This window comes from Agrobacterium sp. 10T429 (assembly GCF_056393925.1).
The window spans coordinates 55,964-76,443 of sequence record NZ_JBFTGV010000004.1 but is presented as its reverse complement, the minus strand read 5'-3'; the positions used below and the strand labels follow the sequence as shown (position 1 = coordinate 76,443).

General features: G+C 55.7%; 17 protein-coding genes. 4 read left to right on the top strand and 13 right to left on the bottom strand.

The features are described from left to right. Positions 1-4 precede the first annotated feature (4 nt). Positions 5-1,570, bottom strand: coding sequence for a sugar ABC transporter ATP-binding protein (locus AC1DCP_RS11730; RefSeq protein WP_013637002.1), 1,566 nt, complete (start codon positions 1,568-1,570; stop codon positions 5-7). A gap of 254 nt (positions 1,571-1,824) precedes the next feature. Here AC1DCP_RS11730 and AC1DCP_RS11725 point away from each other — a divergent pair, with 254 nt between their 5' ends. Both AC1DCP_RS11725 and AC1DCP_RS11720 read left to right on the top strand, forming a co-directional pair. Beyond that, positions 1,825-2,517 carry a FadR/GntR family transcriptional regulator gene (locus AC1DCP_RS11725; protein WP_003516394.1) on the top strand — a complete coding sequence of 231 codons (693 nt, stop codon included), beginning with the start codon at positions 1,825-1,827 and terminating at the stop codon, positions 2,515-2,517. A gap of 43 nt (positions 2,518-2,560) precedes the next feature. Beyond that, positions 2,561-4,093: a UxaA family hydrolase gene (locus AC1DCP_RS11720; RefSeq protein ID WP_081308603.1), complete on the top strand. Its 1,533-nt coding sequence runs from the start codon at positions 2,561-2,563 to the stop codon at positions 4,091-4,093. 94 nt (positions 4,094-4,187) lie between these two features. Here AC1DCP_RS11720 and purH read toward each other — a convergent pair whose 3' ends face one another. From purH to htpX, 4 genes are all read right to left on the bottom strand, one after another. Further along, the gene (gene purH / locus AC1DCP_RS11715; RefSeq protein ID WP_476774294.1) at positions 4,188-5,804 is read right to left on the bottom strand and encodes a bifunctional phosphoribosylaminoimidazolecarboxamide formyltransferase/IMP cyclohydrolase; all 1,617 of its coding nucleotides are present in this window, start codon (positions 5,802-5,804) and stop codon (positions 4,188-4,190) included. A gap of 153 nt (positions 5,805-5,957) precedes the next feature. Then, positions 5,958-7,598 carry a heparinase II/III family protein gene (locus tag AC1DCP_RS11710; RefSeq protein WP_081308615.1) on the bottom strand — a complete coding sequence of 547 codons (1,641 nt, stop codon included), beginning with the start codon at positions 7,596-7,598 and terminating at the stop codon, positions 5,958-5,960. A 151-nt stretch (positions 7,599-7,749) separates the two neighbouring features. After that, positions 7,750-9,135 (bottom strand): RsmB/NOP family class I SAM-dependent RNA methyltransferase, encoded by a 1,386-nt coding sequence (locus tag AC1DCP_RS11705; RefSeq protein WP_013637007.1) that lies wholly within the window; start codon positions 9,133-9,135, stop codon positions 7,750-7,752. Then, positions 9,132-10,097, bottom strand: coding sequence for a zinc metalloprotease HtpX (gene htpX, locus AC1DCP_RS11700; RefSeq protein ID WP_013637008.1), 966 nt, complete (start codon positions 10,095-10,097; stop codon positions 9,132-9,134). Before htpX ends, AC1DCP_RS11705 begins: the two co-directional genes overlap by 4 nt. Before the next feature lie 119 nt (positions 10,098-10,216). Between htpX and AC1DCP_RS11695 the strand changes: the two genes are divergently transcribed. Beyond that, complete coding sequence (locus AC1DCP_RS11695; RefSeq protein ID WP_003516384.1) at positions 10,217-10,417, top strand: DUF1674 domain-containing protein; 201 nt, start codon at positions 10,217-10,219, stop codon at positions 10,415-10,417. Between the two features lie 62 nt (positions 10,418-10,479). Here AC1DCP_RS11695 and AC1DCP_RS11690 read toward each other — a convergent pair whose 3' ends face one another. The 8 genes from AC1DCP_RS11690 to hemE all read right to left on the bottom strand — a co-directional run bounded on the left by AC1DCP_RS11690 (position 10,480) and on the right by hemE (position 19,226). Beyond that, on the bottom strand, positions 10,480-11,361 hold the full coding sequence (locus AC1DCP_RS11690; protein WP_013637009.1) for a ParB/RepB/Spo0J family partition protein: 882 nt from the start codon (positions 11,359-11,361) through the stop codon (positions 10,480-10,482). 31 nt (positions 11,362-11,392) lie between these two features. Further along, entirely contained in the window at positions 11,393-12,187 is a 795-nt protein-coding gene (locus AC1DCP_RS11685) for a ParA family protein (protein ID WP_013637010.1), read from the bottom strand. A gap of 19 nt (positions 12,188-12,206) precedes the next feature. Continuing rightward, complete coding sequence (rsmG, locus tag AC1DCP_RS11680) at positions 12,207-12,824, bottom strand: 16S rRNA (guanine(527)-N(7))-methyltransferase RsmG (protein WP_065660008.1); 618 nt, start codon at positions 12,822-12,824, stop codon at positions 12,207-12,209. Positions 12,825-12,835: 11 nt separating this feature from the next. Beyond that, on the bottom strand, positions 12,836-14,719 hold the full coding sequence (gene mnmG / locus AC1DCP_RS11675) for a tRNA uridine-5-carboxymethylaminomethyl(34) synthesis enzyme MnmG (protein WP_065688730.1): 1,884 nt from the start codon (positions 14,717-14,719) through the stop codon (positions 12,836-12,838). Positions 14,720-14,781: 62 nt separating this feature from the next. Then, entirely contained in the window at positions 14,782-16,113 is a 1,332-nt protein-coding gene (gene mnmE / locus AC1DCP_RS11670) for a tRNA uridine-5-carboxymethylaminomethyl(34) synthesis GTPase MnmE (RefSeq protein ID WP_065688731.1), read from the bottom strand. A gap of 85 nt (positions 16,114-16,198) precedes the next feature. Then, on the bottom strand, positions 16,199-17,464 hold the full coding sequence (gene rho, locus AC1DCP_RS11665) for a transcription termination factor Rho (RefSeq protein WP_013637014.1): 1,266 nt from the start codon (positions 17,462-17,464) through the stop codon (positions 16,199-16,201). 185 nt (positions 17,465-17,649) lie between these two features. Beyond that, positions 17,650-18,195: a protoporphyrinogen oxidase HemJ gene (gene hemJ, locus AC1DCP_RS11660; protein ID WP_026330887.1), complete on the bottom strand. Its 546-nt coding sequence runs from the start codon at positions 18,193-18,195 to the stop codon at positions 17,650-17,652. Continuing rightward, entirely contained in the window at positions 18,192-19,226 is a 1,035-nt protein-coding gene (gene hemE, locus AC1DCP_RS11655; protein ID WP_019565951.1) for a uroporphyrinogen decarboxylase, read from the bottom strand. Before hemE ends, hemJ begins: the two co-directional genes overlap by 4 nt. A 407-nt stretch (positions 19,227-19,633) precedes the next feature. Here hemE and AC1DCP_RS11650 point away from each other — a divergent pair, with 407 nt between their 5' ends. Further along, positions 19,634-20,455, top strand: coding sequence for a pyruvate, water dikinase regulatory protein (locus AC1DCP_RS11650; RefSeq protein ID WP_003516369.1), 822 nt, complete (start codon positions 19,634-19,636; stop codon positions 20,453-20,455). Positions 20,456-20,480 lie beyond the last annotated feature (25 nt).

The window sequence follows — 20,480 nt, the reverse complement described above, 5'->3', positions numbered from 1 at the left end:
TTCCTCACTGCGCGGCCCGGCCGTAACCGGACGCGTACCGCATGATTTCTTCCTGATTGGTCTTGGCGGTCTCAAGCACGCCCGTGATCCGGCCCTGGTGGAAAACGGCGATACGATCCGTCAGTCCCAGAATTTCCGGCAGTTCCGAACTGATGAGAATGACGCCGATGCCCTGTGCGGCCAGCTCGTCCATGATCTTGTAGATCGCGAATTTTGCGCCGACATCGATGCCGCGCGTCGGCTCGTCGAAAAACAGCACGCGCGACTGCCGGAACAGCCATTTGCCAATGATGATTTTCTGCTGATTGCCACCTGAAAGCAGCCGCACCGTCTGTTCGATCGAAGGGGTACGGATGTTCAGGAGATCGACGTAACGTCTGGCGACATCGTCGTGCTTCTTAAAGTCGATCAGCCCGAAGCGGTTGGAGACCTCGCCGATATTGGCAAGCGTCGTATTGGCCGCAACCGACATCTTGATCGCAAGACCATCGCTTTTGCGGTCTTCGGACAGATAGGCGATACCCTCTTCGATGGCATCTCGCGGGGAACTGATGGAAAGCTCCCGCCCGTTGAAAACGACCTTGCCAGCATCCAGAGGATCGGCACCGAAGATTGCCCGTGCGACTTCCGTGCGACCCGCACCCATCAGTCCGGCAAAGCCGAGAATCTCACCGCGCCGCAGCGAGAAACCGACATCGTGGAACACACCCTTGCGCGTCAGCCCTTCCACAGAGAAAATAACATCATCCGTAGGGCGCGACGTGCGTTCCGGGAACTTCTCCTCCAGCGAACGCCCGACCATGCGCGTGACGATATCGTCAACGGTGATCGATGCAAAATCGTCGGTGGAAATATAACGCCCGTCCCGCAAAACCGTCACGCGGTCGACGATTTCGGCCATTTCATCGAGCCGGTGGGAAATATAGACGATGCCGACGCCAGAAGCCTTGAGATCGCGGATCACCTTGAACAACAGCCGCGTTTCCTGCTCGGTCAGCGAGGAGGTCGGCTCATCCATAATGAGGACTTCAGCATCCAGGGAAAGCGCCTTGGCAATTTCGACCATCTGACATTGCGCGACCGAGAGGCCGCGGACAATCTGGTCAGGGTCGATATCGACGCCCAGCCGATCGAGACAGCGCTTTGCATCAAGCCGCAGCTTCTTGCGGTCAACGAGGAAACCACGGCGCGGCTCGCGGGCGAGATAGATGTTCTCGGCAACGGAAAGATGCGGAACGAGGTTGAGTTCCTGATGGATGATGGCGATGCCGGCGGCTTCGGATTCCAGCGGCGATGCATATTGCACTTTGACGCCCTTGTGCAGGATGGTTCCGTCGCTAGGCTGGTAAACGCCGCTGATGATTTTCATCAGGGTGGATTTTCCGGCACCGTTTTCGCCGCAAACAGCGTGAACCTCGCCGCTGCGCAAGTCGAAATGCACATTCGACAACGCTTTGACGCCCGGAAATTCCTTGCTGATGTTTTCGAGACGCAGGAGGCCTGAACCAAGGCCGCGCGCCGTCTCCTCAGGCGAAAAATCGCCTCGAATTGTCGATGCGCCCTGCGACATCAAGAAACCTCCACCCGCGCTCCCCGCTCCACCGGGGGCAATAATGAGCCAAATGGTTAGGCCGCTTTTTTAGAATGGTCAAGCCAATTAGCCCAAAATTTGAATCCCGCGTCTGGTACACGCAAAATCATCTCAAAAGACTTATTGAAATAAGATTGTAAATTCATGTATTTAAGTAATTTCTTGCGTATTGATGCGCTTGGCGCTACGGTAAGGCCAAATTCAGATAACAGACAAGGTTCGTCAGAAAACACATGAATGGTCAGGCCAAAATAGCGGAACCACGCAGGCTTTATCAGCAGATTGCGGACCAGATACGCGAGCTGATTGATCTGGGAGAGTTTCTGCCTGGAACACGACTTCCCGCCGAACGGGAACTGGCACAGAAGCTCGGGGTTTCGCGACCATCACTGCGCGAGGCACTGATTGCGCTTGAAATCGACAACACCGTCGAAATCCGCATGGGTTCCGGTGTCTATGTCTCCGCCGAGGCCCTTCAGACAACCCACAACACCAAATCCTTGGGCGACAGCCCCTCCGAACTGATGCAGGCGCGCGCAGCGCTGGAAGGCGCGACAATCGTACTGGCGGCGAGCCGCATGACCGATGAAACGATTGCAAACCTTCGCCAGATTCTCAACACGATGCAGCAGGAAATCGAGGCCGCGCGCAAACCTCTCGATCAGGACCGGCTTTTCCACGTCACCATTGCCGAACAATCCGGTAACAGCGTTCTGGCCCGGCTGGTGGCAAACCTCTTCGATGAGCGCCACAGCCCGATTTCGGCACAATTGCGTGTGAAATTTGAGGATCGCGATACCTGGACCCACGCCCTTCAGGAGCACGAAGCGATTCTGGCGGCCCTGGAGTTGAAAGATCCGCTGCTGGCGCAGGCGGCCATGCATACCCATCTGGAAGGTTCCAAGAGACGCTGGGTAGACGGCTAAATTTAAAACATAGCAGGCAATGTACCGGGGAGGAGAAAAACCCGTGAGTGAGAATTCCGAGGCAACCATTTTGCTGAACGCCAACGACAATGTCGCGGTGGCACGCCGGTCGATACCGGCCGGTGGTGCGACGGGCAGAGGCGATCTGACAGCCCGGGAGATGATCGGACGCGGCCACAAGGTGGCCCTGACGTTTATCAGATCCGGAGACGAGGTCCTGAAATACGGACAGGTGATCGGCATCGCGACACAGGATATCGAGCCTGGCCGGCATGTGCATCTGCACAATCTCGCCATGGTGCCTTCCGAACACACGCATCAGTTCAGTGTCGATATCGAGGAAAAAGGCATGCTGCCCGAGGGCGAGCGCCGGACCTTCAAGGGTTTTGACCGGGGTCTCGGTGGCGTTGGCACACGCAACTACATCGGCGTCATCGCATCCGTGAACTGTTCCGCCACCGTGTCGCGTTACATCGCCGATTATTTCAACAAGCAGGGCGGCCTTGTAGGGTTCGACAATGTCGACGGCGTTGTGGCACTGACCCATGGCGGCGGCTGCGCGCTCAATACGAAATCGGAAGGTTATCGTCTTCTGATCCGCACCATTCAGGGTTATGCCCGCCACCCGAATTTCGGCGGTATTCTGCTGATCGGCCTCGGCTGTGAGACCAACCAGATCGCCCCCATCCTCGAACATTACAAGATGGAGGAGGGCGAACGGCTGCGCACCATGACGATCCAGCAGCACGGCGGCACACGCAAAACGATCGATGCCGCCATTGCCGAGATCAAGGCGATGCTGCCAATGGTCAATGCTGCCCAGCGCTCTGAACAGCCGCTTTCAAAACTGAAGGTCGCGCTAGAATGCGGCGGTTCGGATGGTTACTCCGGAATATCGGCAAACCCGGCCTTGGGATATGCATCGGACCTCATCGTCCGCAACGGCGGTACAACGGTTCTTGCCGAAACGCCGGAGATTTACGGCGCTGAACACCTGCTGACGAAGCGTGCCGTCACGCCTGCTGTTGCCGAAAAGCTGTTGCAGCGCATCGACTGGTGGCGGGATTATACCGCTCGCAACGGCGATGAGCTGAACAACAACCCATCCCACGGCAACAAGCTTGGTGGACTAACCACCATTCTTGAAAAATCGCTGGGCGCAGTGGCCAAAGGTGGCTCCATGCCACTGAAGGCGGTCTACGAATTCGCGGAAACCGTTACTGAACAGGGCTTCGTCTTCATGGATACGCCTGGTTACGATCCTGTTGCCGTCACCGGCCAGGTCGCCGGCGGCTGTAACGTCATCTGTTTCACCACCGGCCGCGGCTCCGTATCGGGATTCAAGCCGGCACCCTGCATCAAGATCGCCACCAATTCCGAAATGTACGAGCACATGAAGGAAGACATGGACCTCAACTGCGGCGAGATCGTTACCGGCGCGGAAACCATCGAGGAATCCGGCAAACGAATTTTCGAGCACATTCTTGCAGTCGCTTCGGGAGACAAGACCGTCAGCGAGATTTACGACTACGGCGACAATGAATTTGTGCCGTGGCAGGTGGGCGCGGTTACCTGACCCGCTTCCAATACGTGCATCGGACTGTCCCACGTGAAACAAAAGGCCCGGAAATCACTTTCCGGGCCTTTTAAATTCTGTGCGCCGTTTCTGCTTAATGGCGGAAGTGACGCATGCCGGTAAAGACCATCGCCACATTGTGCTCATTGGCCGCATCGATCACGTCCTGGTCGCGCATGGAACCACCAGGCTGAATGACTGCGGTGGCACCTGCTGCAATAGCTGCAAGCAAACCATCGGCGAAGGGATAAAACGCTTCAGAAGCCACGGCAGAGCCCCGCGTCAGCGGCTCAGCAAGGCCGAGTGCCTTGGCCGCATCTTCCGCCTTCTGGGCGGCGATACGGGCGGAATCCACCCGGCTCATCTGTCCGGCGCCGATACCTGCCGTCTGGCCGTCCTTGGCATAGATCACCGCATTGGACTTCACGTGCTTGGCAATCTTGAAGGCGAACTTCATGTCTTCAAGTTCCTGAGGTGTCGGCACACGCTTGGTGACCACCTTCAGTTCCAGATCCTCCACCATGCCGTTGTCACGGCTCTGAACCAGAAGACCGCCGGAAACCGTCTTGGCCGTAATGCCGGCAGCGCGCGGATCTGGCAGGCCACCAGCTGCCAGCAGTCGCAGATTGGGCTTGCGGGCGATAATGGATTTTGCCTCTTCCGTCACATCGGGTGCAATGATGACTTCGGTAAAGAGCTTGACGATCTCTTCTGCCGTTTCCGCATCGAGCGTGCGGTTCAAGGCGATGACGCCGCCGAAGGCCGAAACGGAATCGCATGCCAGCGCGCGCCGGTAGGCTTCTGCAAGTGTTGGACCCGTCGCAACACCACAGGGGTTGGCGTGTTTGATGATCGCTACAGCCGGCGCATTCTCCGGCAGGAATTCCGCTACCAGCTCGTAGGCTGCATCCGTATCATTGATGTTGTTATAGGAAAGCTGCTTGCCCTGAAGAAGCGTCGCCGTGGAAACACCGGGGCGCTTTTCGCCGGTCAGGTAAAAACCGGCGCTCTGGTGCGGGTTCTCGCCGTAACGCATTTTTTCCTTCAGCGCACCGCCGATGGCACGGTAATCCGGCGTCTCGATAGCCAGCGCCTCAGCAAACCAGTTGGAAATCACCGCATCATAAGCGGCGGTGCGGGCATATGCCTTGGCGGCGAAGGTCTGGCGCAGCGCGTAGGAGGTTTGACCGTCATCGGCCTGCAGGGCTTCCACCAGCGCAGGATAGTCGGACGGATCGGTGACAACAGTGACATAGGCATGGTTCTTGGCCGAAGCGCGGATCATTGCCGGGCCGCCAATATCGATATTCTCGACCGTCGTGGGGTAGTCGCCACCCTTGGCGCGAACTTCCTCGAAGGGATAGAGATTGATGACGGAGAGATCGATCGCCTCGATACCGTGAGCCTTCATTGCCTCGAAGTGATCAGCATCATCCCGGATAGCCAGAAGTCCACCATGCACGTTGGGATGCAGGGTCTTGACGCGACCATCCATGATTTCCGGAAAATTGGTCACATCGGAAACATCCGTTACCGGCAGTCCCGCGTCAGCGATGGCCTTTGCCGTGCCACCAGTCGACAGCAGCTTGACGCCAAGTTTGGACAGGACAGTCGCCAGCTCGATAATGTCCGTCTTGTCAGAAACGGAAAGAAGGGCTGTACGGATTTTGACTTTATCGGGAGCGGGGATTTTTTTGGAAACGACAGCCATCGGGCATACTCCGTTTGACGGGGAGGACAGGCTGGACTGGGATTGATCCAGCAATTGCCGCCGCGTTAACACAGCTTGCCATATTAATAAACAGCGGGGACGCGGAACGGCGAAAACTATGGCGGTTTTTGCCTGAAACTCGCCAGGAATCCTCTACGCCTTGCGTTCGATGATCCAGCGGATTTCCCGAGTGTTCGCCAGATTGAATGGCAGCTCGATCTGCTGCGAAGGCCGCATGCCGGATGCATCCGCCATAAAAACATCCTCGGTCACGAAAAGCTCCAGTCCCGGCGCAGAAAACAGCCAGGTGGTTCCATCCGCTGCCTCCAGATAAACCGACTCCTCGTCCTGTTGGTAAAGCTGGATGTGGGGATGGATATGGAACCGCGATACCGCCGATATGGATTGCAATTGCGCCTTCACCACATTCTCGTCGGCCCGAAGCAGATCACGGCCCTTTATCTTCGTACCGGCAACATTCAGCTCAATTTCCCGATCGTGATAGCAACCGAAATTCTGCAAATAACCGTCATGCGACGCCCACAGGACATCATTGCCATTTGCATCCGTTCCGCGGCGGCTCTCCACCTGACTGACACCGGAAACCATGATCGGCCCGAGCAGTCTCGAGCGGGATAGTCTGCAAGACGACGTGTCGGCCAGCGTGACTGTCGAATGGGCCGCCGTCGAGCGGCTCGCCCGCTGATATTCGGGTGCTGCGTTTTTCGGGAAGCCCGAATTGACGATGAACCGGCTCTTGCCACAGGACATCTCAAAGGACAGGCAGCCCGAATGGGCGTTACGCGAAAGCTCCGCCGAGCCTGGATGACCAGTATCCACGATGATGACCGTCTCATCAGTTGCAAGACGATGATAATTGACATCCGGCAGCATTTTGGACGGCCGGCCGGCTGTCTCATCATAACGAAGTACCGACACAAGTTCATTGGCAAGCGTGGCGGTGGCGCCATTGAACAGCGCCAGATCGCCGCCCTGATGGCGGAAAAACCGGATGGCCGGAAACATCCTGTCAATCGCCGGCACCAGCCCCGAGGGCAGATCGTGACCGAGATTGATGTAGCTTTGCCTAAGCGGCAAAAGATCGAGCAGCAAATCCAGCATGACCCGCGGATTGCGGGAAACATGCCCGCCATCTGGAAGAATCTGGCGTTCCATTTCCTGCGCCAGCTTCATTCCGTGCCGAGTAATATGGGAAAGGCGGGTCGGCATGGCGATGGACGCGACGGCCAGCGCAATCCTGATCCGCAGCCTCGCTTCCCCATCCGGCGCATGTTTGACGATCCTGTCGAGATAACGCACGTGAAACGCAAGACTTTTCAGGAAACGACGATAAAAACCCGCATCGGCCTCATGTAAAACGACGGGAGAATGGGACAGCCAGGCAATCAGCCTTTGTGCCGCGATCTCCGGAGACCAGGCGATCCCCGCAACCCGCTTGCCGTGAATAGTCATCCATTCGGCAACGATACGGCGCGCCCGCTTGCTGGCCTCACTCGATCTGTCGGAACGGATATGCCGCAGCCAGCCAAATGTATGCAGCCGCTCTTCAAAAACCAGCGAGGGATAGTCCACCTGAAATGGCGATAGACCGCCGGTCTCGACGACGCGACCGGCGAGCGCAATCCGGCCCCGCAGCAATTCCTCGGCAAAATACGGATCGATTGCCCTCAGATCGGTCGGCGCCGCCACGAGACCATCGGGAACGCGATTGGCAAACCGGGATATGCGCAGGCGCAAAGGAGCGAGGCCCACACACAGATGACGATACGCCATCCGCGAGAGAAGACCGGCGGCATTGATGCTGCCTGCAAAGGACCCTGACAAGCTGTGTTTCCCGTTTCACATGTTTTGTTTTTATGAGTGAACCGTGATGATCGGAACGTATCGGCAATTATCCAATGATTCGCGGAAGCTTGGCTTTTTTCTACTTCTTACGCAAGACACTGCTAAAAAACCCGTCGATGCCGCCGAACATATCCGGCGTTGTACGAAGATCGCCTTCGGCAGTGACGGCGGCTTCCATTCCTGGCCAATCGTCCTTGCGAACGGCAACACGCTCGAAGTCCGGGTTTTCCGCTAGGACCTGTGCAATCATCGCTTCCCCTTCAGAGGGATCGAGCGAGCAATTGGAAAACACCACAATGCCGCCGGCTCCCACCAGCGTGAGCGCGTGTCGCAACATCTGGCCCTGAAGAGCTGCAAGCTTGGCAATATCATTCTCGTCCTTCGTCCAGCAGACATCGGGATGTTTACGCAACGTGCCGGTAGACGAGCAGGGGGCATCCAGAAGAACGGCGTCGAAAAGCTGTTCCGGCTGGTACTTCAGCATATTGGCTTCAACGGTTTCGGCGTGAAGACCAAGCCGGTCGAGATTTTCCCTGAGGCGGCGAAGACGATTGCCGGATTGGTCCAGGGCAGTCACCTTCGCGCCGGCAAGCGCGAGCTGGGCAGTCTTGCCGCCCGGAGCTGCACAGAGGTCGGCAACACGTTTGCCGGAAATATCGCCCATCAGCTTCACAGGCATGCTGGCCGCGAGATCCTGAACCCACCAGGCACCCTCGGCAAAGCCTTCAAGCGAGGGAATCTGGCCTTCAAATTCACCGAGACGGACACTGCCATTCGGCAAAACCGTACCGCCCAGCTTTTCCGCCCAGACAGCCTGATCCTTCTTCACCGTGAGATCGATGGAAGAGGGCGTCAGCTGCGCTTCGGAAATCCGTTTGGCAACCTCATCTCCATAAGCCGAAACAAGCCGAGCGTAGAACCAGTCCGGCAGCACGGGCACATCCGCGATCGCCTTTTCGATTTCTGCTTTTTCCCGGCCCAATCGCCTGAGGACGGCATTCACCAGCTTGGCAAAGCGCCTGTTGCGCGGATCGCGGTGTGCCTGTTCCACGGCAAGATCGACCGCAGAATGATCGGGGACATCAAGGTGAAGCACTTGCGCTGCGCCAACGACAAGGACGTGATGAAGCGACCGGGCGCCCTGCGGCAACGGTCCGTCAAGCAGCATCGACAAGGCGGCTTCGATACGCGGAAGGTGGCGAAGCGCGCTGTTGACGATCGCTCTCACCAGCGCCCGGTCCGCAAGGGATAGCGCGCGATAGACGGGATTGCCGTTTTCGCTGTCCAGCATACCGTCCAGCGAGGTTTTCTTTTCCAGAACGGCCGCCAGAATGCGGGTTGCGGCAACGCGTGCAGCAAGGCCGGGTTTATCCTGGAAAGACGAAGGGCCGTCTTCGCGGCCCCTTGCATGGTCCTGTCCCGGTTTTTTGGACCGCGACGGCTTATTTTGAGTATCAGATGTCAAGACCACGGTCCCTTGCGCTCGTTTTCTTTGCCTCGTCCCCAGCCCGTATTGGGAACGGAGCCTGATTTGCGCTGAGGTCTATCACCCGATGGCGCTGGCGTCGATCCTCGCGGGGAAAACTCCTGTGCCATAGCGTGAAGTGCCGCCACCCGGTTTTCCGTATTCGGATGCGTAGAAAACAGGTTGTCCATGCGCTCACCGGACAGGGGATTGATGATGAACATATGCGCCGTCGCCGGGTTACGCTCCGCATCCTCATTATGAATGCTCTGCGCCATGCCCGAAATTTTCTGCAGTGCCGAAGCGAGCCAGAGCGGATTGCCGCAAATTTCCGCTCCCCGCCGGTCGGCAGAATATTCCCGGGTACGGCTGATCGCCATCTGCACCAGCATCGCGGCAAGCGGCGCCACGATCATCGCAACCAGTACGCCGATAAAGCCCAGCGGATTATTGTTGTTTTCACGATTGCCACCAAAGAAAAACGCGAAGTTGCCGAGCATCGAGATGGCGCCTGCCAGCGTCGCGGTCACAGTCATCGTTAGCGTATCTCGGTTCTGCACATGGGCCAGCTCATGCGCCATGACACCAGCCACTTCTTCAGGGGTGAGGCGCTCCAGCAGGCCCGTCGAGGCGGCGACAGCGGCATTCTGCGGGTTTCTTCCCGTCGCGAAGGCGTTCGGCTGCGGGCTATCATAAATATAAACCTTGGGCATCGGAAGATCGGCATTATGCGAGAGATCGCGGATCATGTGGAAAAATTCAGGCGCATTCGCCTCATCGATCTCGCGTGCACGATAGGCCGACAAGACCATCTTGTCCGAATTCCAGTAGGAGAAAAGATTCATACCAGCGGCAATAAGCAAGGCAATCATCATGCCGCCCTTACCGCCGATCAGAAAACCGACACCCATGAACAATGCCGTCATGAAGGCCAGAAGCATTGCCGTGCGCATCATGTTCATATGTCAAATTCTCCTTGTTACCACTCAGGAAATATTCCGGGGTTTATAAAGCCCATCTGTTTATATAATCTGGTGAACGGCAAACATATTTCAATATCCCGTCATAGGGAGGATTACTCATGCAGGATGCGGATAATGACAACGGCGCGGAAATGCTCAAGCGGCTTTCGCCGGCGGCGGAACGTGCGTTGAAGGAAGCGGAAGAACGGCGCAAACAACAGGCGGATCTTCAATTGCCGCAGGAAACCGGCGGTCGCGGCGGCGCGGAACCTGTTCGTTTCGGTGACTACGAAATAAACGGCCGCGCTATCGACTTTTGAGCACCACAGCATAAAAATACCCGCTAAACGCGGGTATTTTATCAATTAAAACAGATACTTGCTTATTTTTGCTCCAGAAGCCGGCACACGGCTTCCAGCTGCTCTAGCGTGCGGTATCCGATGCGGATTTGTCCCGATCCGCCTTTGTGGCTGATCTTCACGTCCAGACCGAGAGCATCCGACAGGCTGCGTTCAAGCGCGACCGTATCGGAATCCTTCTCAGCCGAAGGCCGCTTCTCCAAGACGTCACCCTGCGACTTGATGTCGTTTTGCGCCAGGCGCTCGGCATCACGCACCGAAAGACCCTTGGAAACGATAGTCCGAGCCAGACCTGACGGATCGGAAGTGGAAACAAGCGCGCGCGCATGGCCAGCGGAAAGCGAACCATCCGCCAACATGTCTCGAACCGGATCGGGAAGTTTCAGAAGACGAAGGCTGTTTGCAACATGGCTTCGGCTCTTGCCGATGATTTCACCGAGGTCGTTCTGAGTGTAGCCATGTTCGGCGATCAGCTGCTCATAGCCCATCGCTTCTTCAAGCGGATTGAGATCGGAACGCTGGACGTTTTCGACGATAGCCAGCTCCAGAGCCGTGCGGTCGTCTACATCCCGAACGATGACAGGAACGTCCGTAAAACCGGCCAGCTGTGCCGCGCGCCAGCGCCGTTCACCAGCGATTATCTCGTAACGGTTGACGCCAATCGTTCGCACGACCACAGGCTGAACAATCCCGTGCTGACGAATGGATGAGGCAAGATCCTGCAACTCATTTTCGTCAAAGTGTCGACGTGGGTTTCTCTGGCTGCGAGCGATGAACTCGATCGGGATGGCGCGATCCGCACTAACGGCGCGCTGCGGTTCACCCACCGGCACAGGCTGATCCATTTCGCCGATCAACGCCGCGAGACCGCGTCCGAGTCGACGCTTGGAAAGATCATCACTCATAAGATATTACTCCATATACTCCGGCAAAACGTCAGGCCGCCTTGCGCAGACGCTCTCTCTGGATCACTTCGGAAGCCAATTGCAAATAAGCCTGGCTGCCAGCGCATTTCAGATCATAAAGAATTGCCGGTTTACCATAAGACGGCGCTTCGGAAACCCGAACATTGCGCGGAATGAGAGTGTGGTAAACCTTTTCTCCCAGATGCATCCGCACATCGGAAACCACCTGCTGCGCAAGATTGTTGCGCGCATCGAACATCGTGAGAACGATACCCTGAATATCAAGCTGCGGATTGACGGAGCCGCGTATCTGGCTAACCGTATCCAGCAGCTGGCTGAGGCCTTCCAGCGCAAAGAACTCGCACTGCAACGGTACCAGCACCGAATGGGCGGCGGTCATGGCATTCATCGTCAAAAGATTAAAAGAGGGCGGGCAATCTACCAGAATGTAGGAATAGTCTCTCGCTTCCTGCGTCTCCATGGCGGTACGCAACAGAAAGACACGGTTGGCAACATTCGCAACCTGCATCTCAAAGCCCAGAAGATCCATCGTTGACGGGACGATATCGAGGTTCGGAACTGCTGTCGGAACCGCAACTTCGGCAACGGTATGATCACCCACCAGAAGATCATAGGAAGAAAGCTTGCGCTCTTTGCGGTCGATTCCCAATCCTGTGCTGGCATTACCCTGCGGATCGAGATCAATGATCAGCACACGCTCTCCAATAGCCGCCAACGCGGTAGCCAGATTGATGGCCGTCGTTGTTTTGCCAACGCCACCCTTCTGGTTTGCGACTGCGATAATCCGGTTTTTTTCAGAAGTCATACCGCACCTGACCAGCTCGTCAGTGCCTCTTAGTGAGGTTACTGATTTCAAGAACAACAGAATCTGCCTCAATGGCACTCTGGTGTTTTATCAGATCAAACTGCCAGCGGCCATGCGCTTTCTGCAGTTCGGATTCATAATCCCTGCCTTTATTGAAATATGCCCTGAGATTTGGATTATTTTGCGCCCACGGGTGAATATATTCGAAAAGTAAATTCATCTCGGCGAGGGCTCTTGCCGAAACCGCATCGCAATTTTCAACGGTTTCAGGCGCTTTTTCAATTCTGACTGGATGAACCGCGCCTCTTGCGCCGGTTTCCTTCAGCGCAATTCGCAAAAACGCAGCCTTTTTATTGTTGCTCTCAACCAGATCGACCCAACCATCACCCAGTTCCGCGAGAAAAATCGCTGTAATGACGCCCGGAAAACCGCCGCCGCTTCCCAGATCAATCCATTTTTGCGGTTGAGGGGCGAGCTGAAATATCTGTGCACTGTCCGCGACATGCCGGCTCCAGAGCTCAATGAGAGTCGAAGGCGCAACCAGATTTGTGGTTTTGTTCCACTTCTTGAAAAGCTCGACGAAATGCTCGAGCCTCTCCTGTGTTTCACGTGAAACACTCTGGCCGTTTATCTTCATGGTCCGACTCGCTATTGGTGCATGCGCAATTTTTCACTTCCTGATGCGGAGCCTTTCCGCAGAAGTGCGAGAAGCAGCGATATCGCAGCAGGTGTCATACCGTCAACACGCGCAGCCTGGGCAATGTTCTCTGGACGTGCCTTTTCCAGCTTTTGTTTCAGTTCGTTGGAGAGACCGGACAAAGACTGGAAATCGAAATCATTGGGGATTTTTCTGTCTTCGTCTCGCTTGATATCGACAATATCCGCGCTTTGACGCTGCATATAGACAGCGTAACTCGCTTCGATTTCCAAAACCTCAGCGACCTTGGTATTAAGCGCCCGTAGCTCCGGCCAATGAGTGGTAAGAGTTTCCATCGTGATATCGGGGTAGGCGAGCATTTCATAAACCGAACGACGTTGACCGTCCTGGTTGAGTTTCAATCCCTGTTTAGCAGCCTGGGAGGGACTGATGGAAATGCTCTTCATCAGCTCGCGACCCCGATCCAGATCTGAGATAAAATCTGCGAAGCGTTTTTGGCGGTCATGCCCGATAATGCCGGCCATCTGACCGACAGGCGTAAGTCGCAGATCAGCGTTGTCAACGCGAAGTGAAAGCCGATATTCGGCTCTCGACGTAAACATTCGATAGGGTTCGCTGACACCCTTGGAGGTGAGATCGTCGATCATCACACCGATATAGGATTCCGTACGACTGAAATGAATGGGGTCTGCATTGCCTGCATATAGCGACGCATTCAACCCGGCAACCAGACCCTGGGCGCCCGCCTCTTCATAACCCGTCGTGCCATTGATCTGCCCTGCCAGGAACAATCCCGGAATTTTCCGGCATTCCAGAGAAGGCTTCAGCTCACGCGGATCGACATAGTCATATTCAATCGCGTAGCCGGGCTGAATGATGTTGACTTGCTCAAGGCCGGGGATGGTGCGGATAAACTGCTCCTGAACTGAGGCAGGAAGCGACGTAGAAATACCATTTGGATAAATTGTGTGGTCATCAAGGCCTTCTGGCTCTAGGAATATCTGGTGGCCGTCCCGTTCACCGAAGCGTGTAATCTTGTCTTCGATCGACGGACAATAGCGCGGGCCAACACCCTCGATCTGTCCCGAATACATCGCTGACAGATGAATATTATCCTGAATGATCTTGTGTCCCGCCGGCGTCGTCCGGGTTACGCCGCATTCGATCTGTGGATTGACAATGCGATCCGTCATAAAGGAGAACGGAACGGGATCTTCATCGGCCGCTTGCCGATCCACAGCGTTCCAATCGATCGTGCGACCATCAAGCCGGGCAGGGGTGCCAGTCTTCAGCCGGCCCATGGCGAGGCCCAGACGGCCAAGCGTTTCGGAAAGGCCAAGAGACGGTTTTTCACCAACCCGGCCTGCGGGAATCTTTTCGGAGCCGATATGAATAAGGCCGCGTAGAAAAGTGCCGCTCGTCAACACAACAGCACCACAAGGAATCCGGCTACCGTTTGCCATGATTACGGCGCAGACCTTATCATCCGCCATTTCAATATCGAAAGCATCACCTTCAATAATGCTAAGGTTTTCAATCGCATTGATTTCCCGTTGCATGGCCTCGCGATAAAGTCGCCGATCAGCCTGCGTACGCGGCCCGCGGACGGCGGGGCCTTTTTTGCGATTGAGCATACGGAATTGAATTCCCGCTGCATCAGCAACCCGGCCCATCAAACCGTCCAGCGCATCAATTTCGCGGACCAGGTGTCCTTTACCGAGACCACCGATTGCCGGGTTACAGGACATCACCCCGATCGTCTCTCGCTTATGGGTAACGAGAGCGGTTTTAGCGCCATGTCGTGCAGCGGCCGCCGCAGCTTCGCTGCCGGCATGTCCACCACCGATAACAATGACATCAAATGACTGGTGCATATCCCTGCGCCTTATCCCAAATCATCGGCTTTGCCGTATTGGCCACCAATGTTTCACGTGAATCATTTTCCTATGCAGAATTCCGAGAATATTACGCCCAGCAAATCTTCCACATCGACGCGACCCGTAATGCGTCCAAGCGATGTTGCTGCGAGTCTCAAATATTCGGACCTTATCGCAAGGTCCATGGTCTCGGAATTGAGCGCATCACTAACATAGTTCAGCGTCTCTTCAAGTCGTTTTTTGTGGCGGGCGCGGGCAGGGACCAATGTCTGTGCAACACCAACCCTGCTTTCAATCTCTCGCTTGATCAATAGACGCAATTCGTCGAGACCGACGCCTTCCCTGGCGGAGATGGCGAGATCAAAAACAGCGTCAACTGTAGAAGAGGAAATCGCGGTTTTTGTCCGTAGATGCAAATGGCGAGCATTTTCCAGCGAAATGATCGATTGTTTCGGAGTCGAATCGTTATCTTGCAATATCAAAATAAGATCCGCGGTTTCCGCTGTCAGAACGGCCCGCCTTACGCCTTCCTTTTCGACCACATCCTGCGTCTCCCGAATTCCGGCCGTATCGAATATGCGGACCAGATAACCGTCGAGATTAATATCAACGCTCAGCACGTCTCTGGTCGTACCAGCAATGTCAGTGACAATAGCAACGTCACGGCCGCTCAGAGCATTAAGAAGCGTAGACTTGCCAGCGTTAGGCTCTCCCACCAGCGCCACCTTGAACCCGTCACGAATAATCTCACTGCTTCCGCCGTTCTTGAGATGGCTGTTGATTTCACCATGAAGTTGCATCATCGCGTCCCACACCTGCGCGGCAACGGAATCCGGCACATCTTCCTCGTCGGCGAAATCCAGCTCTGCCTCGATCAGGGCGCGAGCACGCGTCAACCGGCCTGCCCAGCCATCGTAGAGCGCTGACAGCTTACCAGTGCTCTGCTCAACCGCCAGACGCCGCTGCATCTCCGTTTCAGCCTGCAGCAGATCCGCCAGACCTTCAATTTCGAGAAGATCCATCTTGCCGTTTTCAAACGCACGGCGGGAGAACTCGCCGGCATCCGCAGGCCGAAATCCTTCGAGCAGTTCGAGCTCGGCAAAAATTGATGCGACAACCGCACGGCTGCCGTGGCTGTGGATTTCGATGCAGTTCTCACCCGTAAAGGAATTTGGTGCAGGGAAAACGATCATCAGCGCCTGGTCGATGATCTCATTGTTTCGGTTTCGAATCGAACATAGAGCCGCCTGCCGCGGTGCGGGAAGGTCACGACCGGCCAACGTCACAAAGGCTTCGAACGCGCCGGGCCCACTGATCCTGATAATTGCGACGCCGGCCGGCAATGCTCCACTGGAGAGCGCATAAATGGTATCGGCGGAAGCTGGCATCATTCACCTCGGTTAAAACAGTCAAGCCGCATCCGAATGAACGGATGCGGCTTTAAAGCTTTGTCGATGGAACCGGTAAAACTCCGGATCAGGTATTCATCGATTCGAAGAAATCCGAATTGGTCTTGGTCTGCTTCAACTTGTCGATCAGGAACTCGATGGCATCCATCGTTCCCATCGGCGCGAGAATGCGGCGAAGCACGAAAATCTTCTGGAGATCCTGACGCGGCACGAGCAGGTCTTCCTTACGTGTACCGGACTTGAGAATATCGAGCGCCGGGAAGATACGCTTGTCAGCGACCTTACGGTCAAGCACGATTTCCGAGTTACCCGTACCCTTGAATTCTTCAAAGATGACTTCGTCCATGCGGCTGCCGGTGTCGATCAGCGCAGTCGCGATAATCGTCAGCGATCCACCTTCTTCGATGTTACGTGCGGCACCGAAGAAACGCTTCGGCCGCTGCAACGCGTTGGCATCCACACCACCGGTCAGGACCTTGCCGGAAGACGGAACGACCGTGTTATAAGCTCGGCCGAGGCGGGTGATTGAATCGAGGAGGATGACGACGTCGCGGCCATGTTCGACAAGACGCTTCGCCTTTTCGATGACCATTTCGGCCACCTGGACGTGGCGTACAGCCGGTTCGTCGAAGGTTGACGACACCACCTCACCCTTGACTGAGCGCTGCATGTCGGTGACTTCTTCCGGACGTTCGTCGATCAGAAGGACGATCAGGTAACATTCTGGATGGTTAGCCGTGATGGAATGCGCGATGTTCTGCAAGAGAACAGTTTTACCGGTACGCGGCGGCGCGACGATCAATCCACGCTGGCCCTTGCCAAGTGGCGCGACCAGATCGATCACACGCGACGACAGATCCTTCGATGTCGGAAGCTCCAGCTCCATCTTGAACCGCTCATTCGGATAAAGCGGCGTCAGGTTATCGAAGTGAACCTTGTGACGGATCTTTTCAGGATCGTCAAAATTGATCGTGTTGACCTTGAGAAGCGCGAAATAACGTTCGCCTTCCTTGGGTCCACGGATCGGCCCCTCGACAGTATCGCCGGTCTTCAGAGAGAAACGGCGAATTTGCGAGGGCGAAATGTAGATATCGTCCGGACCCGGCAGATAATTTGCATTTGCGGACCGTAGAAAACCGAAACCGTCCTGCAGGACTTCAACGACGCCTTCGCCGATAATTTCGATGTCCTGGCTCGCGAGAACCTTGAGGATTGCGAACATAAGCTCCTGCTTGCGCATGGTGCTCGCATTTTCAACTTCCAGGGATTCAGCAAAAGTTAGCAAGTCGGTAGGCGATTTGCTCTTAAGTTCCTGAAGCTTCATTTCAGCCATGAAGGAAAGACCGTTTGATAATGTAATGTCGGGGGAGGGCGTGTTCGCGAATCAGATGCTGAGGGAGAAGCCGCAGATGACTGAATAATTCACATGCCACGAGATGAGTGGTCCGAAAATAGCGATTGAATAGGGCTACTGCAAGAGGAAAGCACGAATTCCGCGAAATTTATCGTTGCGACCTCTTAACCGAAGGGTTTCACAACCACAAGTATGACTATGAGGATCATCAGTACCGTCGGAACCTCGTTCATCAACCGCCAGTGACGGGCAGGCCTGATATTTTCATCCCGGGCGAACCGTTTGGCACTGCGGGTGAAATAGACGTGGGCGATGGTTAGTAGCACCACCAGTGCGATTTTCGCATGTAGCCAGCCGCCGGAAAAACCATAAACCGACCATGCGAGATAAAGCCCTAATATCCAGCTGATCATCATCGCCGGGTTCATGATGACCTTGATCAACCGCTGTTCCATCACCTTGAAGGTTTCGGATTGCTGCGAACCGGTGGGTGCATCGGTGTGGTAAATGAACAGGCGCGGCAGGTAAAAAATCGCCGCCATCCAGGAAATCACCGCGATGATATGAAGCGCCTTGATCCAGAGATAGAGATCGGCCGGATCGGCGTAAAACAACAGCGCGACAAAAGCGGCAAAGACACCAAGCGCCATACCTGCGCGAAGGGCGGCCCTGTTTCCTGAGCGGGCGGAGGTCTGCTTCTCTCCGCTCATGCCCCGGCTCCGCCGGCACGCACCCGCTGCACCAGCCTTGCAACGTTTTCAGGATCGGCCTGCGGCGTGATGCCATGGCCGAGATTGAAGATCAGCGGGCCCTGTCCCAGAGCCTGCAGCACAGCGTCGATACCGTCCTCCAGAGCCTTGCCACCCGCCACCATCAGCATGGGGTCCAGATTGCCCTGTACCGGGCCTTCCTTCTGCAAGTCCCTTGCGAAACCGAGTGGCACCGACCAGTCGAGCCCGATGGCGTCTGCGCCCGTTTTGCGGCGATAATCCTTCAAAAGATAACCGGCCCCCTTGGCAAAGGCGATGATCTTCGCGGAGGGGCGGCGAGCGCGCACCGAAGCGATGATACGGGCGACGGGTTTTACCGCATATTCCTCGAATTCCTTCTCGCCAAGCACCCCGGCCCAGGAGTCGAAAACCTGCACCGCATCGGCCCCGGCATCAATCTGCGCCACAAGGTAGTCGGCGGAAACCTCAGCCAGCAAGGCAAGAAGCTTTTCCATGGCTGCCGGCTCCCGATAACCGAACAAGCGCGCCGGCGCCTGATCAGGTGTTCCGTGGCCGGCAATCATGTAGGTTGCAACCGTCCAGGGCGCACCACAAAAACCGAGAAGCGTCGTCTCATCCGGTAAGGTCTGGCGCAAGCGTGAGACGGTTTCGAAAACGGGCGAAAGATGCGCAATGACATTGCTCGCATCCAGCCTGTCGATGCCATCCGCGTCGATCGGATCCATGGCCGGACCCTTTCCCTCGCTGAAGGAAACATTGCGATCAAACCCATCCGGTATCACCAGAATATCGGAAAAGAGGATAGCTGCATCAAGACCGAACCGGCGAATGGGCTGAAGGGTCACTTCGGTTGCCAGTTCGGGATTATAACAGAGATCGAGGAAACTGCCGGCGTTCTTTCGCGTTTCCCTGTACTCCGGAAGGTAACGCCCTGCCTGCCGCATCAGCCATATGGGCGGAGGTGTGACCGTCTGCCCGTTCAACACCTTTAAAACCTTACGCTCGCTCATGCCACCCAACTTCCAAAAAATAAAATCTAAGAGATTTAAAAGATTTTCTATTTCTTAGAGTCGGTGAGTAGCAAGGATTAAAATCTTTCCAGTCGATATGCCGCAGTCGGGTGTAAGCGCCAATACCTGAACACGGCATTTCATCGCTTCATGGCAATAAATTGGATAATAGATATTTATATAATATTTTCAGAGATTTAAGTTATATCCTTTGAAGCCGTTGCCTGTGGATCATCTGTGGACAGTTTTGAACAAGTTCAGAGTTTCCAGACAATTCACAGGCATGCCTGATAGCAAGGACGCCACTTGCGGATTGTGGAAAAAACCCACTTTATCCACGAGGCGGCTCGGCCCGCGGAACAATTCGGAAGTTTGTCCCGGTTTATCAACAGCGAGAGAAAAACAGCGTGGAGAACAAAAAAAGTTTCTTCCATTTGCACCTGATTTCGGACTCAACCGGAGAGACTCTCATGTCGGCCGGTCGTGCCGTCTCGGCGCAGTTCCACGCTTCGATGCCGGTGGAACATGTTTATCCGATGATCAGGAACCAGAAGCAGCTCGCCCAGGTGGTGGATCTGATCGACAAGGAACCGGGCATCGTTCTTTATACGATCGTGGATCAGCAGCTGGCCGAGTTCCTGGATTTGCGCTGTCACGCGATCGGGGTGCCCTGTGTCAACGTGCTCGAACCGATCATCGGCATTTTCCAGACCTATCTCGGCGCACCTTCGAGACGGCGGGTCGGGGCGCAGCACGCGCTGAACGCGGATTATTTCGCGCGGATCGAAGCGCTCAATTTTGCGATGGACCATGATGACGGGCAAATGCCGGAAAGCTATGACGAAGCCGATATCGTCATCATTGGGATCAGTCGAACGTCGAAAACACCGACAAGCATCTATCTCGCCAACAGAGGCATAAAGACCGCCAATATACCGGTCGTTCCAAACGTGCCGTTGCCGGAAAGCCTTTATGCCGCCACCCGTCCTTTGATCGTTGGTCTCGTCGCGACATCGGACCGCATATCCCAGGTTCGTGAAAACCGGGAACTCGGCACGACCGGCGGATTTGACAGCGGACGCTACACGGATCGCGCCACCATCATGGAAGAGCTGAAATATGCGCGTGCGCTCTGTGCCCGTAACAATTGGCCGCTGATCGATGTTACACGCCGCTCCATAGAGGAAACGGCCGCGGCAATCCTTGCCCTTCGCCCGAGGACACGATAATCCGGATCGCACCATTCGGAGCAGA

What these genes read in the sequence shown, in the direction of transcription:
- AC1DCP_RS11730 (WP_013637002.1), bottom strand. Translation starts at nt 1,570, where the DNA reads ATGTCGCAGGGCGCATCGACAATTCGAGGCGATTTTTCGCCTGAGGAG.
- AC1DCP_RS11725 (WP_003516394.1), top strand. Translation starts at nt 1,825, where the DNA reads ATGAATGGTCAGGCCAAAATAGCGGAACCACGCAGGCTTTATCAGCAG.
- purH (WP_476774294.1), bottom strand. Translation starts at nt 5,804, where the DNA reads ATGGCTGTCGTTTCCAAAAAAATCCCCGCTCCCGATAAAGTCAAAATC.
- AC1DCP_RS11710 (WP_081308615.1), bottom strand. Translation starts at nt 7,598, where the DNA reads ATGGCGTATCGTCATCTGTGTGTGGGCCTCGCTCCTTTGCGCCTGCGC.
- htpX (WP_013637008.1), bottom strand. Translation starts at nt 10,097, where the DNA reads ATGAACATGATGCGCACGGCAATGCTTCTGGCCTTCATGACGGCATTG.
- AC1DCP_RS11695 (WP_003516384.1), top strand. Translation starts at nt 10,217, where the DNA reads ATGCAGGATGCGGATAATGACAACGGCGCGGAAATGCTCAAGCGGCTT.
- AC1DCP_RS11690 (WP_013637009.1), bottom strand. Translation starts at nt 11,361, where the DNA reads ATGAGTGATGATCTTTCCAAGCGTCGACTCGGACGCGGTCTCGCGGCG.
- AC1DCP_RS11685 (WP_013637010.1), bottom strand. Translation starts at nt 12,187, where the DNA reads ATGACTTCTGAAAAAAACCGGATTATCGCAGTCGCAAACCAGAAGGGT.
- rsmG (WP_065660008.1), bottom strand. Translation starts at nt 12,824, where the DNA reads ATGAAGATAAACGGCCAGAGTGTTTCACGTGAAACACAGGAGAGGCTC.
- mnmG (WP_065688730.1), bottom strand. Translation starts at nt 14,719, where the DNA reads ATGCACCAGTCATTTGATGTCATTGTTATCGGTGGTGGACATGCCGGC.
- mnmE (WP_065688731.1), bottom strand. Translation starts at nt 16,113, where the DNA reads ATGATGCCAGCTTCCGCCGATACCATTTATGCGCTCTCCAGTGGAGCA.
- rho (WP_013637014.1), bottom strand. Translation starts at nt 17,464, where the DNA reads ATGGCTGAAATGAAGCTTCAGGAACTTAAGAGCAAATCGCCTACCGAC.
- hemJ (WP_026330887.1), bottom strand. Translation starts at nt 18,195, where the DNA reads ATGAGCGGAGAGAAGCAGACCTCCGCCCGCTCAGGAAACAGGGCCGCC.
- hemE (WP_019565951.1), bottom strand. Translation starts at nt 19,226, where the DNA reads ATGAGCGAGCGTAAGGTTTTAAAGGTGTTGAACGGGCAGACGGTCACA.